Source organism: Spinactinospora alkalitolerans (assembly GCF_013408795.1).
GTDB lineage: Bacteria > Actinomycetota > Actinomycetes > Streptosporangiales > Streptosporangiaceae > Spinactinospora > Spinactinospora alkalitolerans.
In genome coordinates this window covers 5,335,545-5,349,796 of the sequence record NZ_JACCCC010000001.1, presented here as the reverse complement: position 1 = coordinate 5,349,796, position 14,252 = coordinate 5,335,545, and the positions used below count along the sequence as shown (strand labels likewise).

Genomic DNA, 14,252 nt, shown 5'->3' with positions numbered 1-14,252 from the left:
CAGCGGTGAAGGGGCGGGCGAAGAATGCCCGGATATGGACACCTTCGCTTTCACCTTAGTGAGTGCGGTGGGCGCGCGCGGGACCCGCACGTGAACTTCCGTCGAACTCCGCGGCCGAATCGGACGGCGGGGCGAGGCGGGCTTCCGAGGCGTGGACCCGCTGTGCGGCCTTGTGGCGATGCCGGGTGGCGGGTGCCCTGGAGGAGAAGGCGGCAGCAAGGGCGGGAGCGGGTCCGGGCGGGCGCACTTGTGTCCGTTTTTCGGTGACGGAGGAGGTCAGATCCGCCCGGTGGTCGCCGCGACGACCCGCGCCGGGCCCGTGAGCGTCACCTCGCCGCAGGAGGCGGGCACGAAGGCGGACTCGCCCCGACCCAGCACCAGCCCGCGGCCCGACTCCGAGCGGAGCCCGGCCTCGCCCTCCAGGACGAACACGATCGCCGGTCCGCGCGGTCCGGGGCCCTCGGCGGCATCGGGCGTGATGATCGAGAGCGCGAAGTCGGCGACGTCCGGGCGGTGCTCGATCCGGCCGTCGCAGAGGTCGGGCACCGCGTAGGGGACGGGCAGCACCGCGAACTCCACGACGTCGAGCAGCTCGTCGGCGTCCACGTGCTTGGGGGTCAGTCCGGCGCGCAGCACGTTGTCGGAGCCGGCCATGATCTCCACGGCGGTGCCGCGCAGGTAGGCGTGCACGTTGCCGGCCGGCAGGAACAGCGCCTCGCCGGGGGCCAGCGTGACGTGGTTGAGCAGCAGGGCGGCGACGGCGCCGGGGTCGCCGGGGTAGCGCTCGGCGAGTTCGAGGACGACGGCCGCGCCGCCGCCGTCCGGGACGGCGTCCACGGGGAGCTCGGCGAGTTCGCCCACGAACCCGTCCACCTCGGCGGTGCGCCGCTCCGGCGGGAGGGTGAGCAGCCGGGTCATCGCCGCGCGCAGGGCCGAGTGCGGCTCGGGCGCGGCGAGGTCGGTGCGCAGGGCGACGGCGAGCGGTGAGGCCAGCCCGTCCAGCTCGGCGCGGGCCAGGGCCGGGTCGCGGAAACCGCACAGCGCCTCGAACGCGTCGAGCGCCAGGACCAGCTCGGGCTTGTGGAACGGGTCCTTGTAGTTGCGGTGCGGGGCGTCGAGGGGCACCCCCGCGGCGTTCTCCGCGGCGTACCCGGCGCGGGCCCGCGCCGCACTCGGGTGCACCTGCAGCGACAGCGGCTGTTCAGCGGCGAGCAGCTTGAGCAGGAAGGGCAGCCGCTCCCCGAAGTGCAGCACGACGTCCTCGCCGAGCATCTCCTTGGGATCGCCGGCGATGGCGGCGTCCAGGGCGACCGGGCCGGCCTCGGCCTCGATCCGGCTGGGCGCGCCCGGGTGCGCGCCCATCCACAGCTCGGCCTGGGGCCGCCCGTCCGGGGCGACGCCGAGCCGGTCCGGGATCGAGGTCGTCGAGCCCCAGGCGTACGGGCGTATCTGGTTGGCCAAGCGCCACATCATCCGGTCTTTTCGACGAGGGAGCGGGGAACCGCCGGGCTCGGTCGCGAGCCCGGTCCGATCGAAACGCTAGCCCCGGCCACCCGCGGACAGAGGTGTGAAGGAGGGGTCGACACAGGGCTTTCGCGATCGCGACACGAAGACTTCACCCGGCCTTCGCCGGATCACCGCCCGGGGCGCCGCCCGGCCAGCGTGCGGCGGACCTTGTTCAGCGCGCGCGACGCCAGGGGTCGGGAGCCCTTTCCGGCCAGCCGCGCGTCGATCCGCTGCACCCGCGCCGACAGCTCCGACAGCGAGGCCCGGATGTCGCCGAGCGCGGCCTCCGGCTCCGCCGGCTTGGGCGCGGCCGGCTTCTTCTTCGCCTTGGTGACCCTCAGCACCGGCCGGTCGTGGATCCGCTGCTCCTCCCACCACAGCCCCTCGGCATCGGGCAGCCACGTGCGCAGCGCGTCGAGGTGCGGTCCGGCGTCCTCGAAGCAGCCGTAGAACTTGGTCGGGGTGACGCAGATCGGCACCAGCCCGTCGACGGCGACGGCCTGCCACACGGCCGCGGCCACGCCGGGCGTGTGCTCGCTGCGGTAGTCGTCGAGCACGGCTATGCCGCCGTCGCGCAGCAGGGCCCGGGTGTTCCGCAGATCGAGGTGAACATGCTCGAACAAATGCGAGGCGTCGACGTGAACGAACCGCGCGGATTTCTCCGCGACGTATTCGGTGATGCGCGCCGAGGCGCAGTGCGCGACGGTCGGCAGCTCTTTGTGGAACGTGAGGTAATTCCGCTCGAACGCGTCGCGGGTGAGCGTGCTGTAGCTCCTGGTGTTCTCGCGCGCGTTGTCGGCCTCCTCCGGCGTGGCGCCGAAGAGGTCGCAGGCGACGAACTCCTCGCCCTCGCGGATGTGGTCGCCGATGGCGACGGCGCTCTTGCCGAGGTAGACGCCCATCTCGACGAGGGTCCCCGGCTCCTGACCGCTCTGCCGGGACAGGAAGAAGTCGAACAGCAGCCGGTCCTCCCAGTAGAACCATCCGGGGATCTCGGTGCGCTTGGTCGGTACGACATCGGCGTGGGAGTTCACGGTTGATCTATCCGCCTCGCTGCTTCGGGTGGTGATTCCGGGAGGCGTTGCGCGGCCGGCGATTCTCCGGCGTCCCGGTCATCCTTTTGGCGAGCGACACTATCCGGCGCGGTGACGCGAAAAAAGCGGCTCGGACCGGGAACGGCGGTTCGGGGCGAAGAATTCACCGGGAATTTCCGTGATGCGCGGACACCGGATTCCTCCGGTGCGCGGCCGGCGTTCCCCCGGCGCGGTCACCGTTCCTTGAGCGCGGCCAGGACCCCCGGGACGTCGTCCACGACCAGCGCGTCCACGCCGGCGTCGGAGAACCGGGCCGAGTCGGCCGGGCCCGGGCACCAGCAGACGACCTCCAGCCCGGCCCGGTGGGCGACGTCCACGGTGCGGGCGACCGCGCGGCGGCCGGGGCGCGGCTCGTCGGTGGACAGGCCGAAGGAGCGGGCGTCGATGGCCACGGCGGCGCAGCCCATCCCGGCCGCGCCGGCCACCGCCTGGTCCAGGGGGCTGCGCACGAACGGCATCCACGCCGTCGCGATCGCGCGGTCGGCCTCGTGCACCGCGAGCAGCGCCGCGGGGTCGAAGGAGCACACGAACAGCCGGCGCCGCCGCGACTCCCGCTTCAGGTGCGGCATCAGCAGCGTCGTCGTGCGCCGGGACGGGGCGTCGACGGCGTCCTCCATCACGGTCTTGACGTCGACGTCGATCCCGATGTGCTCGGGCACCGCGTCCAGGACCTCCTCCAGCGTCACCAGGCCGGCCTCGCGCGCGGCCGACGCGGGCAGGTCGACGATCACCCTGCCGTCGGGCAGTGCGGCGTCGTGGTGGACCAGCAGCTCGTCGTCGGCGCTGCGGCGCACGTCGACCTCGACCCAGGCGGCCCCGGCGGCCACAGCGGCGGCGAACGAGGCGAGCGTGTTCTCCTCGGCCCCGTCCACGACCCCGCGTCCGGCCCCGCGGTGCCCGATGACCTCGGGCGGATCGAAGATCACGGTCTCCTCCCGCGCTCGCGCAGCAGCGCCTCGGCGATCGCGATGTCGCCCGGGTGCGTCACCTTGATGTTGGCCTCCTCGCCCACGATGACGCGGACCTCCTCCTCAGGGAGGTAGCGCAGCACCACCCCGCAGTCGTCGGTGGCCACCAGATCCGGGTCGGCGAGGGCCCGCTCGTAGGCCCGCCGGACCACCCCCAGCCGGAAGCCCTGGGGGGTCTGCATCCGGCGCAGCGACGCACGCGCGGGAACGGCGCGGATCGCCTCGCCCCCGGTGCGGCCCGGCCCGACCTCCACCACGGTGTCGCTGGAGGGAACCGCGACGCCGACGGCCCCGGCCTCGCCCAGCGCCCGCACGCAGTCGGCGATGACGCGCGGGCTCACCAGGGGCCGCACGGCGTCGTGCAGCAGCACCAGCTCGTCGTCGGCCGCGGACTCCAGCGCCCGCAGCGCCGCGTACGACGTCTGCGTCCGGTCCGCGCCGCCCGGCAGGATCCGCGACACCTTGGAGTGCCCGCCGTCGGCCACGATCTCGGCGACCTCCGACACGTGGTCCTCGACCATCAGCACGATGACGTCGTCCACCTCGGGCGCCGCGCAGAACGCCGCGACGGAGTGCTCGATGATCGTCCGCCCGGCCAGCGGGAGCAGCTGCTTAGGGCGCGCCCCGCCCATCCGCACGCCGACCCCGCCCGCGAGGACCGCGGCCGTCACGCGCGGGCGCCGCCCGGCTCCGGAACCAGCCGAACCAGCCGAACCAGCCGACATCAGAAAAGCCTTCCTCCCGCGATCCCCGCGGATTCCCGCGGTCGAAGGCCGAGGGTAGCGGACACGCCAGCGGCCGGGGCGCGGCGGGGAACAGCGGAGAGCAGTGGGGAACGGCCGGGAACAGCCGGAGACGACCGGGAACGGCCGGAACGGCGACCGGAATATCCCGATATCAACGATCCTCCAACAATGGGCCGCCGAGCGGTCCGGCCGCGGCCGCGCCCGGGTACCCTGAGGACGCGCTGGACGGGTGTCCGGGCCGCGAACGGTGTGTACGTCGGAGGCCCGGAGACTCGATCCACCACCTGGAACGGGTGTCCGGCTGGAATGGGTGTCCGGGCCGCGAGCGGTGTTTACGTCGGGGGCCCGGAGACTCGATCCACCACCTGGAATGGGTGTCCGGGCCGCGGATGTGAAAAGATCGGGCGCTGGGCCCCGGCCGCTCCGGCCACGAAGGACAGCGGTCGCGGTTCGTCCGAGGTCTTCGAAGGACACCCGATCCCCCGAACCGTGCTGCCACCGCGTCCACCGCGGTGACGGGCGCTTTTGGCGGACACGCCGCGCTTCATCGCCGGCCGACCCCGTCGCCGAAGTCCGCCCCCGGATCTCGCGGCGGCGCGCCGTCCGCGCGTTCGAATGATACGACTGCACCCCGGAGGAGGTGGCGGTGGCGTCTAGGGCGCTGGCCGTCTGGCAGAACCGGCAGGTAGTGAACCTCCTGGTTCGGCGGGACCTAAAGGTCAAATACCAGCAATCGGTCCTGGGCTACGCCTGGTCGATGCTGGAGCCCCTGGCCATGGCCGGGATCTACTACTTCGTCTTCGGCGTGCTGTTCTCGGGCCGGGCCGCGCCCGAGAACGCCGACCAGTACGGCGGGTACGCGCTGTTCCTCATCTCCGGCCTGCTGCCGTGGATGTGGTTCAGCACGGCGATGAGCGAGGCCAGCCGCGCGCTGATCACGCACTCCAAGCTCATCACCACGATGAAGGTGCCCAGGGAGATCTTCCCCTTCGCCGTCGTGAGCGGGAAGTTCGTGGACTACCTGTTCACCTGGCCGGTGCTGATCGCCTTCGTGGTCCTGCTGCAGGGCAAGGTCGGGCTGAACCTGCTCTGGGCGCCGCTGGCGATGGTCTGCCAGTTCGCCTTCCTGCTCGGGCTCACCATGCTGCTCGCCTCGGTCAACGTGCTGCTGCGCGACGTCGAGCGCATGATCCGTATCCTGAACCGGGTGCTCTTCTACGCCACGCCCATCATCTACCCGCTCATCCGGGTGCAGGAGGCACTCCCGGCCTGGGCGATGACGATCTACGAGCTCAACCCGCTCGTGGGCATCTTCCAGATGCACCACGCCGCCTGGTTCCCCGGTGAGGCGCCGGACACGGTGATGCTGTGCTCGACCCTCGGGTGGTCCGCTGCCATGCTCGTTATTGGATACTGGGTGTTCCGGCGTCTTGAGACGGCTGTTCTGAAGGAGTTGTAATGGCGGAGCCGGTCATCGAGGCCAAGGGGCTCGGCGTCAAGTTCGCGATGAATCGTCGCCGCAAGCGCAGCCTGCGCGAGATGTTCATCCACGGCAACAGGCGCGACCCCAACAAGGGCGGCGACTTCTGGGCGCTGCGCGACGTCTCCTTCGAGATCGCCAAGGGCGACTGCGTCGGCATCGTCGGCAAGAACGGCACCGGGAAGTCGACCCTCCTCAAGCTCATCGCCGGCGTGCTCATGCCGGATGAGGGGTCGGTGACGGTGCGCGGCAAGGTCGCTCCGCTGCTGGAGCTGCGGGCGGGCTTCTCCGACCAGCTCACCGGCCGCGAGAACGTCCACCTCGTGGGCTCCCTGCACGGCATGAGCCCGAAGACGCTGGACGAGAGATTCGACGAGATCGTCGAGTTCGCCGAGATCGGCAAGTTCATCGACACCCCGGTCCGGCACTACTCCAGCGGTATGAAGGTCCGCCTGGGCTTCGCGCTGATCTCACAGCTCGAGCACCCGATCATGCTGGTCGACGAGGTGCTCGCGGTGGGCGACAAGGCGTTCAAGCAGAAGTGCTACGCCAAGATCCAGGAGATGCTGGCCAACGACCGCACCATGGTGCTGGTCTCCCACAGCGAGGGCGACCTCAAGCGCTTCTGCAACCGAGGCCTCTACATCAAGCGGGGCGAGCTGGTCATGGACGCCGACATCAAGGGCGCCCTGGACGCCTACAACGCCGACACCAAGGCCGAGACCGAGGCCAAGAAGAAAGAGGCCGAGGCCAAGAAGAAGGCAGAAGGCGACGACAAGGCCGCCTGACGCCCTTCACCTGTCTGCCGGCCACCCTCGGCCACCGGGGGTCTTTCACCCTGGCCACCGGGGGTCGTGAACCTCAGCCGAAGGTGGGATCCGCGGTGACCGGGCGATGCTCTCGCGTGGCCGAAGGCCCGTAGACGGAAATCGCCCACCCGCGCGCCCTCCCTCCTTGGGCGGGCCTTACCAACCCCCTGGGGCCAAGGCCTCCTTCGATCTCCTTGGGGCGGGGTCGTGCGCGTCGATGCTTGCCAAGCGTCCCCGCCTGGGTCACGGTTACCGCAAGGACGGATCTGGGAGGGACGCGGCCGTGACCGAAACCGGTGTGCTCGCCGTCCGCGGCCCGCGACCGGTCCTCGGCCACATCGCTCGCTGGGCCGGGCTGCGGCCGCTCCCCGCCGCGCGGTTCGGCCAGATCGGCCTGCTCGTCGGTGTCCTGGCCGCGGTGTGGCTCACCGAGGACACGTTGCGCGGAGCCGTCATCGGCTCACTGCTGCTGGGCGCGGTGCTGTGTACCGACGCGATCGGCGCCGAGTCGCTGCGCGCGCACCGCGACGCGCTCGACGCCTGGCTCGCCGTTGTGCTGCGCCACCTGCGCGAGTACGCCGTCTACGGCGGACTGGCCCTGGGCGGCGCCCTGGCCGGTGTGCCGCACGCCTGGGCGTGGGCCGCGGGGGCGCTGGTCGCGCACGCGCTGCGCGCGTCGGTCGGCTCGGCCCGAGCGGCGCGGCCGGAGACCACCGGGCCGGATCTTCCCCCGCTCTTCGGCGGGATCGGCCCCGGCCGCGGCGAGCGCACGTCCGCGGACCGCTCCTTCACCACCGAGCTGCTCGGCGGAGCACCCGGGGACGCCCGGACCCTCGAACTGCCCGATGACGTGGCGGAAGGCGTCACCGTGTTCGGCGGCTCCGCGGCGACCGCCGAACCGTACGGGGACGAGGTGGAGGGCGTCAGGGTGCTGGGGCGGTGGGCGGACGGCGCCGGGCCGGACGCCGCGCCCTCCGGTGGCGCGGGGCCGGACGGGGAATCGGCGGAGCAGGACCCGGGGAGCGCCACCATCCGCATCCGCACCGCGCCCGATTCGCGCGGCGGCGGCCTGGACCCCATCAGCGTCGCCGACCTGGCACCGGGCGCCGAAACCGCCCGCTCCCGCGCGGCGGCAGCCGCCGACCGGTGCGAACAGCAGGGGACGGCCCCGCCGCCGGCGGCGGATCCTCAAGGAACAGGGGCGACCCGGGTCGCGGGGAGCTCCCGCAGGCCGGACCTGATCCGGCGGATCACCGCCTTCGCCCAGCCCGAGAGGTGCCTCGTGGTGGCCGCGACGGTAACGATTTGGGACGTTCGGGTGACCTTTATCGCACTGACTGTCGGTTGTGTCCTGGCGACGGTCGGCGATCTCAGCATCCAAGACGCTACGAGGTAGGACATGTCGCCATCTCCGTCGGCCGCACAAGAGGACCGCGTTGACCTGCGTTTTCTTCGCGACGACGGCCATGTGAGCATCGGGATCGGTCTTCTCGCGGCCGGTGCGCTGCCCCCGCTGCTCCCCACGTGTGCGGGCGCGATGGTAACGGCGGTGCTGCTGGCCGCGGGGCTCGGCGAACTCTCAGGCATTACCCTGTTCGCACCGGCCGCGGCGCTCCTGCTCTCCGGAGTGGCATCAGGGCATCCGCACGACGGGCGATTTGATTGGGTGGTCCCACCGGTCCTCCGCGCGACGGAGTACCTCTACCTACTCGCGCTCGGCTATGGTTCGGGCGTGCCAGACCCGCTGGTGTTCGTAGTCTTGACGGCGGTCGTCCTGCACCACTGCGACGCCGTGCACCGGACGCGCTGCGGCGCGCGGCCCCCCGCCCGGGTCATGCGGGCGAGGCTCGGCTGGGACGGGCGGATGCTGCTCATCGCCGCCGGCGGGGTGCTGGGATGGCTGCCGTTCGCCTACGGTCTGCTCGCGGGCTACCTGGTGGTGCTGCTCGTCTGGGAGACCGCGGCGAGCTGGCTGGCGACCCCCGTCCTGACGACGGCGGACGTGCCGCACAACGAATGAGGAGGAGGCGTCGACGCCTCCGGAACCTAAGGAGGAAGGCGCCTACATGCTCGGTATGGTTCTTGCCGCCGGAGCGGGTCGCCGGCTGCGCCCCTACACCGACACCCTGCCCAAGGCACTGGTGCCGGTCGACGGCGACACCACGATCATGGACATCTCGCTGCGCAACCTCGCCGCCGCGGGCCTCACCGACGTCGTGATCGTCGTGGGCTACTGCGCCGGCGCGGTCGAGGAGCGCAAGGAGGACCTCGAGAGCCGCCACGGCGTGAAACTGACCCTGGTCCACAACGACAAGGCCGAGGAGTGGAACAACGCCTACTCCCTGTGGACCGCTCGCGAGTACTTCTCCGAGGGCGTCCTCCTCGTCAACGGTGACACCGTTCATCCGGTGAGCGTGGAAGAGACGCTACTCGCCGCCCGGGGACCGGAACTCCTCCTCGCGGTGGACAACGTGAAAACTCTCGCCGACGAAGAGATGAAGGTGACCCTGGACGACTCCGGTCACATCGAGCGGATCACCAAGCTCATGGACCCGGCGGCCGCCGCGGGCGAGTACATCGGCGCGACCCTCATCGAGGGTTCGCTGGCCGACCGCCTCGCCGACGCCCTCAAGGCCACCTGGGAGCGCGATCCCCAGTTGTACTACGAGGACGGCTACCAGGAGCTCGTCAACCGGGGCGGCAAGGTCGCCGTGGCGCCGATCGGCAAGGTCGACTGGGTCGAGGTGGACAACCACGACGACCTGAGCCGCGCCAGGGAGATCGCATGCCGCTACTAGCCCGGATGGTCGCGTCCCCCATCGCGATCGACGTCCGGCGGGGGGCCATCACCGACCTCGGCACGGTGCTCGCCGACCGCCGGATCGCCAACGAGGGCCGGATCGCGGTCGCGGTCGGTCCGGGCCAGGGCGCCCAGATCGTCGCCGACCTGGACCTGCCCCACTGCGAGGTGTTCCGGGTCGACGGCGGCAGCGTCGACGTCGCCACCGAGCTCGGCAAGAAGCTGCGCTCGGGGGCTTATGAGGCCGTGGCCGGCATCGGCGGCGGCAAGACCATCGACGTCACCAAGTTCGCCGCGACCATGGCCGGAATCCCCATGGTCGCGGTGGCCACCAACCTCTCCCACGACGGCATCGCCTCGCCGGTCAGCTCGCTGGAGCACGAGAGCGGCAAGGGCTCCTACGGCGTGACGATGCCGACCGCGGTGGTCGTGGACGTCGACTACGTGCGGGCCGCCCCCCAGCGGCTGGTGCGCTCGGGCATCGGCGACGCGGTCAGCAACCTGTCGGCGATCGCCGACTGGGAACTGGCCGGCCGGGAGCAGGGTGAGCCGGTCGACGGCATGGCCGTCACCTTCGCCAGGGTCGCGGCCGAGGCGATCCTGCACCGCACCGACTCGGTCGACTCCCAGGAGTTCCTGACCGCGCTGGCCGAGGCGCTGGTGCTGTCGGGCATGGCGATGTCGGTGGCCGGCACCAGCCGTCCGGCCAGCGGCGCCTGCCACGAGATCCTGCACGCCATCGACCAGCTCCACCCGGGCACCAGCAACCACGGCGAGCTGGCCGGGCTCGGGGCGCTCTACGCCTCCTTCCTGCGCACCCGCCACCTCGGCGAGGGGGAGCGGCGGATGGCCGACATCCGCGCCTGCCTGCTCCGGCACGAGCTGCCCATCGTCCCCGCCGACGTCGGCCTGGACGAGGAGCGGTTCGCCCGCGCGGTGGCACACGCCCCCTCCACCCGCCCCGGGCGCTACACCGTCCTGGAGCACCTCGACCTGTCGGACGACGAGATTCGGCGGAGCGTCGGTGAATATGTCCAAGCCGTCGGTCGCTGAGGTCCGCGCCGGCGGCCAGCCGGAGGGCATCAAGGAGCGCCGCAACGAGGAGCACTGGGCGGGCCGGCTCTACATGCGCGACGTCTCGCCGTACGTGAGCACGGTGTTCGTCCGCATGGGCGTGCCGCCGAACCCCATCACCTACCTGATGATGGCGTTCGGCGTGCTCGCCGGGGTGGTGCTGGCGTTCGGCGGCCTGTGGTCGGCGGTGCTCGCCGCCGTCCTGGTGCAGGTCTACCTACTGCTGGACTGCTCCGACGGCGAGGTCGCGCGGTTCACCGGCCGCACCAGCGTCGCCGGGATCTACCTCGACCGCATCGGCCACTACCTCGCCGAGATCGCCCTGCTCATCGGGTTGGGGATCCGGGCCCAGGGCGGCTTCGAGGCGGGCGGCTGGGTCATCGCGGGCATGGCCGCCGCGCTCGGTGCGGCGCTGATCAAGGTCGAGACCGACAACGTCGTGGTGGCGCGGGCCAAGGCCGGTCTCGGCGAGCACGTCTCCGAGGCCGCCATGCAGCCGCGTTCGGCCGGGTTGGGCCTGGCCCGCAAGGCGGCGTCGGCGCTGCGCTTCCACCGCCTGATCCAGGCGGTGGAGCTGTCCCTGGTGGTGGTCGTCATCGCGATCGTGGACGCGGTCCGCGGCGACCTGCTGGCCACCCAGGTGCTCACCGCGGCCTGCGTCGCGGTCGCCGCGCTGCAGACCGTGCTGCACCTGGTGAGCGTGCTGGCCTCGCGCAGGCTGCACTGAGGGGGCGGTCCCGCGGTCGCGCGGGGCCGGTTTCTCACCACGTGTGACCGAATCCAAACACCCCTTTATCCCTTCGTTAGCCATTTCGTGGAATGGTTAACCTCCGTTAGCCCCGTAGCCACGTTGACGAACGGTTGCCATGACCACTCCTGTTTCCTCGCAGGCCGCTCCGGAGGCCGCCGGGCCGCCCGCCGATGGTGTGTCACCGCACCCCGCAGACCCCGCCGAGGGGCTACGCTCCGGTACAGACGACCGGGGCGAGAACCGCATGGGGCGTGGAGGTGCACAGCGGATGAAGGTCTCCTGTGTGCTTCTGACCATGGGCAACCGGCCCGCGGAGCTGCGGCGCGCGATCAACAGCGTGTTCGAGCAGGAGGGCGTCGACGTCGAGGTCGTCGTCGTGGGCAACGGCGCCGACCTGCCCGAGCTGCCCGAGGGCGTGGCCACGCTGCGGCTGCCGGACAACGTCGGCATCCCCGAGGGCCGCAACCACGGCGTCAAGGTCTGCGCCGGCGACATCATCCTGTTCCTCGACGACGACGGCTGGTACCGCTCGCGCGACCTGGTCCGCCACGTCCACGACCGGTTCGCCGCCGACCCGGAGCTCGGCGCCGTCTCGTTCCGGGTGGCCGACCCCGACGGCGGGCCCGACCAGCGCCGCCACGTGCCGCGGCTGCGCGCCGGCGACCCGCAGCGCTCCAGCAGGGTCACCACCTTCCTCGGCGGCGCGTGCGCGATCCGACGCACGGCGTTCGAGCAGGGCGGCGGGCTGCCGGGCGGCTTCTTCTACGCGCACGAGGAGACCGACCTCGCCTGGCGGATCCTCGACGCCGGCTTCCACATCGACTACGACGCCGAGGCGGTCATGTACCACCCGGCGGTCGCGCCCACCCGGCACGCGGACTTCTACCGGCTCAACGCGCGCAACCGCGTCTGGCTGGCCCGCCGCAACCTGCCATGGCCGCTGGCGGTCGCCTACCTCGGCACCTGGGTCGCCATCACGCTGCTGCGCGAGCGCTCCCGCCCGGCGCTGCGCGCCTGGTTCGCCGGGTTCAAGGAGGGATGGAAGGAGGCGGCCGGCCCCAGGACCCCGATCACGTGGTCCACCGCCTGGCGCATGACCAGGATGGGCCGCCCCCCGATCATCTGAGCGAGAGGGCCTTTCGAGGGCCTTTCGAGGGCTTTTCGGAGCGACCTCGTCCTGTGCCTGTTTATGGCGGTTCTCTCGCCGATCTTGTGGGGTCTAAAAACGTTGCGATAACCCCAACAAGGTCAAGATCGCCGGAGGAGGGCCCGGGGTACAGGGCCGCACAGCAGACCTGAGCCGCACATTCACCGAAAGCCGAGGCCACGCGACTTCCGCACACCTCGGTAGGGGCATCCGAAAGCCTTCGTCAAACACTCCCTAGAGCACCTGGATGCCCTCGCGGGTGACCGGGGTGGTGGTACGCCGGTCGGCGGGGACCGAGGGGTCGAGCCGCCGCAGCACGCCCCGGGTGTCCAGCAGCAGCCGGGCGCGGTCGGTGAGCAGCTCCGCGCGGTACTCCTTGTGGTCGGTCAGCAGGATCGTCAGGTCGGCCTCCGCCATGGCCCGCTCCAGGTCGGTGGCCCGGGGCACCGAAGTGCCGTTGAGCGACCACTCCTCGACGTGCGGGTCGTGGTAGCTCAGCGTCGCCCCCTTCGCCGCGAGCTTGCGGGCCACCGGCCGGGCCGGCGACTCGCGCTGGTCGGCGATGTCGGCCTTGTAGGTGACGCCGAGCAGCAGCACGTTGGACCGGGACAGTGCCAGACCGGCGTCGTTGAGCAGCTCCTGCGCCCGTAGCAGGACGTAGGAGGGCATCCGCGCGTTGATCTCCTGGGCCAGCTCCACGAACCGGAAGGGATAGCCCAGGGTCTTGACCTTGTAGGACAGGTAGTTGGGGTCGATCGGGATGCAGTGCCCGCCGACGCCGGGGCCGGGGTGGAACGCCTGGAACCCGAACGGCTTGGTCGCGGCGCAGGCGATCGCGTCCCACAGGTCGACGCCGAGCTCCTGGCAGAAGATCGCCATCTCGTTGACCAGCGCGATGTTGACGTGCCGGTAGGTGTTCTCCAGCAGCTTGGCCATCTCGGCCTCGCGGGTGCCGCGGGCCCGGACCACGGTCTGCACGAACTTGCCGTAGAACGCCGCTGCGAGTTCGCCGCAGCGCTCGGTCAGGCCGCCGACCACCTTCGGGGTGTTGGCCACGCCGAAGGACGGGTTGCCCGGGTCGATGCGTTCGGGCGAGAACGCCAGGTGGAAGTCGGCGCCGGCGACCAGCCCGGACTCCTCCAGGATCGGCCGCACGATCTCCTCGGTGGTGCCGGGGTAGGTCGTGGACTCCAGGACGACCAGTGTGCCCGGGCGCAGGTGGGCCGCGATCGACTTGGCCGCTGCGGTGACCGCGCCCAGGTCGGGGCCGCCCTCCTCGGACAGAGGGGTGGGGACGCAGATCACGATCGTCTGGGCGCCGCCCAGCACGGCGGGATCCGTGCTGGCCTGGAAGCCCGCTGCCAGCATGTCGGCGATGTCGGAGGCGGAGAGGTCGTCGATGTGCGATGTTGCGGCGGTCAGTCCTTCGACCACCTTCGGGCTGACGTCCAGCCCGGTGACCTTGAGACCGACCCGGCTCGCCTCGTGCGCCAGCGGAAGGCCGACGTAACCGAGGCCGATGACGGCCAGGTCGGAAGTTGATACGGCGGCGTCCACAGATGATCCCCCTCGCATGATCTTTACAGTGCGGGAACGTAAGGACGGCATGCGGTGACTAGACGTCCGAGATTAGTTGCGCGTTGACCGTTGTCGCAGGAAGTGGCCTGGTTCGGACAGTCTCAGCGGTACCGGTCCGTAGGGTTCGACCCGGCGCTATGCGGGCTTCCGCGGGCGCCGCGCGGCCGGACGCGGTGGCGACCGGCCGCGGACGCGGCCCCCGACCGTTCACCGCACCGTGGCGCGACGTTCTCCGCCCCGGGGTTACGCTGGCGGCGTCCCGCTGGTCGAGCGCCCCCACCGCGGACGGCACCGCAGGC

13 protein-coding genes are annotated in these 14,252 nt (G+C 71.4%); 8 read left to right on the top strand and 5 right to left on the bottom strand.

From position 1 onward, the window contains the following. Positions 1-276 precede the first annotated feature (276 nt). The 4 genes from manA to HDA32_RS23830 all read right to left on the bottom strand — a co-directional run bounded on the left by manA (position 277) and on the right by HDA32_RS23830 (position 4,293). Complete coding sequence (manA, locus tag HDA32_RS23845; RefSeq protein WP_179646911.1) at positions 277-1,470, bottom strand: mannose-6-phosphate isomerase, class I; 1,194 nt, start codon at positions 1,468-1,470, stop codon at positions 277-279. Positions 1,471-1,634: 164 nt separating this feature from the next. Further along, a complete protein-coding gene (locus HDA32_RS23840) occupies positions 1,635-2,540 on the bottom strand; it encodes a class I SAM-dependent methyltransferase (protein ID WP_179645316.1) in 906 nt (301 codons plus the stop codon). Between the two features lie 233 nt (positions 2,541-2,773). Beyond that, a complete protein-coding gene (locus tag HDA32_RS23835) occupies positions 2,774-3,526 on the bottom strand; it encodes a glycerophosphodiester phosphodiesterase (protein ID WP_179645315.1) in 753 nt (250 codons plus the stop codon). Continuing rightward, positions 3,523-4,293, bottom strand: a complete 771-nt coding sequence (locus HDA32_RS23830) for an IspD/TarI family cytidylyltransferase (protein WP_179645314.1) — start codon at positions 4,291-4,293, stop codon at positions 3,523-3,525. Before HDA32_RS23830 ends, HDA32_RS23835 begins: the two co-directional genes overlap by 4 nt. A gap of 667 nt (positions 4,294-4,960) precedes the next feature. Here HDA32_RS23830 and HDA32_RS23825 point away from each other — a divergent pair. From HDA32_RS23825 to HDA32_RS23790, 8 genes are all read left to right on the top strand, one after another. Then, on the top strand, positions 4,961-5,773 hold the full coding sequence (locus HDA32_RS23825; protein WP_179645313.1) for an ABC transporter permease: 813 nt from the start codon (positions 4,961-4,963) through the stop codon (positions 5,771-5,773). Beyond that, positions 5,773-6,582, top strand: a complete 810-nt coding sequence (locus HDA32_RS23820) for an ABC transporter ATP-binding protein (protein WP_179645312.1) — start codon at positions 5,773-5,775, stop codon at positions 6,580-6,582. The genes HDA32_RS23825 and HDA32_RS23820 overlap by 1 nt, the downstream gene beginning before the upstream one ends. 304 nt (positions 6,583-6,886) lie before the next feature. Beyond that, positions 6,887-7,999 (top strand): hypothetical protein, encoded by a 1,113-nt coding sequence (locus HDA32_RS23815; protein ID WP_179645311.1) that lies wholly within the window; start codon positions 6,887-6,889, stop codon positions 7,997-7,999. Between the two features lie 3 nt (positions 8,000-8,002). Next, positions 8,003-8,623 carry a DUF5941 domain-containing protein gene (locus HDA32_RS23810; protein ID WP_179645310.1) on the top strand — a complete coding sequence of 207 codons (621 nt, stop codon included), beginning with the start codon at positions 8,003-8,005 and terminating at the stop codon, positions 8,621-8,623. A gap of 46 nt (positions 8,624-8,669) precedes the next feature. Continuing rightward, positions 8,670-9,401 carry a phosphocholine cytidylyltransferase family protein gene (locus HDA32_RS23805; protein WP_179645309.1) on the top strand — a complete coding sequence of 244 codons (732 nt, stop codon included), beginning with the start codon at positions 8,670-8,672 and terminating at the stop codon, positions 9,399-9,401. Between the two features lie 5 nt (positions 9,402-9,406). Beyond that, positions 9,407-10,456: an iron-containing alcohol dehydrogenase family protein gene (locus HDA32_RS23800; protein WP_179646909.1), complete on the top strand. Its 1,050-nt coding sequence runs from the start codon at positions 9,407-9,409 to the stop codon at positions 10,454-10,456. Continuing rightward, on the top strand, positions 10,434-11,204 hold the full coding sequence (locus HDA32_RS23795) for a CDP-alcohol phosphatidyltransferase family protein (RefSeq protein ID WP_179646910.1): 771 nt from the start codon (positions 10,434-10,436) through the stop codon (positions 11,202-11,204). Before HDA32_RS23800 ends, HDA32_RS23795 begins: the two co-directional genes overlap by 23 nt. A 292-nt stretch (positions 11,205-11,496) precedes the next feature. Beyond that, positions 11,497-12,354: a glycosyltransferase family 2 protein gene (locus HDA32_RS23790; protein WP_179645308.1), complete on the top strand. Its 858-nt coding sequence runs from the start codon at positions 11,497-11,499 to the stop codon at positions 12,352-12,354. 255 nt (positions 12,355-12,609) lie between these two features. Here HDA32_RS23790 and HDA32_RS23785 read toward each other — a convergent pair whose 3' ends face one another. After that, positions 12,610-13,950 carry a nucleotide sugar dehydrogenase gene (locus tag HDA32_RS23785; RefSeq protein ID WP_179645307.1) on the bottom strand — a complete coding sequence of 447 codons (1,341 nt, stop codon included), beginning with the start codon at positions 13,948-13,950 and terminating at the stop codon, positions 12,610-12,612. Between the last annotated feature and the right edge of the window lie 302 nt (positions 13,951-14,252).

What these genes read in the sequence shown, in the direction of transcription:
- manA (WP_179646911.1), bottom strand. Translation starts at nt 1,470, where the DNA reads ATGTGGCGCTTGGCCAACCAGATACGCCCGTACGCCTGGGGCTCGACG.
- HDA32_RS23830 (WP_179645314.1), bottom strand. Translation starts at nt 4,293, where the DNA reads ATGTCGGCTGGTTCGGCTGGTTCGGCTGGTTCCGGAGCCGGGCGGCGC.
- HDA32_RS23820 (WP_179645312.1), top strand. Translation starts at nt 5,773, where the DNA reads ATGGCGGAGCCGGTCATCGAGGCCAAGGGGCTCGGCGTCAAGTTCGCG.
- HDA32_RS23810 (WP_179645310.1), top strand. Translation starts at nt 8,003, where the DNA reads ATGTCGCCATCTCCGTCGGCCGCACAAGAGGACCGCGTTGACCTGCGT.
- HDA32_RS23805 (WP_179645309.1), top strand. Translation starts at nt 8,670, where the DNA reads ATGCTCGGTATGGTTCTTGCCGCCGGAGCGGGTCGCCGGCTGCGCCCC.
- HDA32_RS23800 (WP_179646909.1), top strand. Translation starts at nt 9,407, where the DNA reads ATGGTCGCGTCCCCCATCGCGATCGACGTCCGGCGGGGGGCCATCACC.
- HDA32_RS23795 (WP_179646910.1), top strand. Translation starts at nt 10,434, where the DNA reads ATGTCCAAGCCGTCGGTCGCTGAGGTCCGCGCCGGCGGCCAGCCGGAG.
- HDA32_RS23790 (WP_179645308.1), top strand. Translation starts at nt 11,497, where the DNA reads ATGAAGGTCTCCTGTGTGCTTCTGACCATGGGCAACCGGCCCGCGGAG.
- HDA32_RS23785 (WP_179645307.1), bottom strand. Translation starts at nt 13,950, where the DNA reads ATGCGAGGGGGATCATCTGTGGACGCCGCCGTATCAACTTCCGACCTG.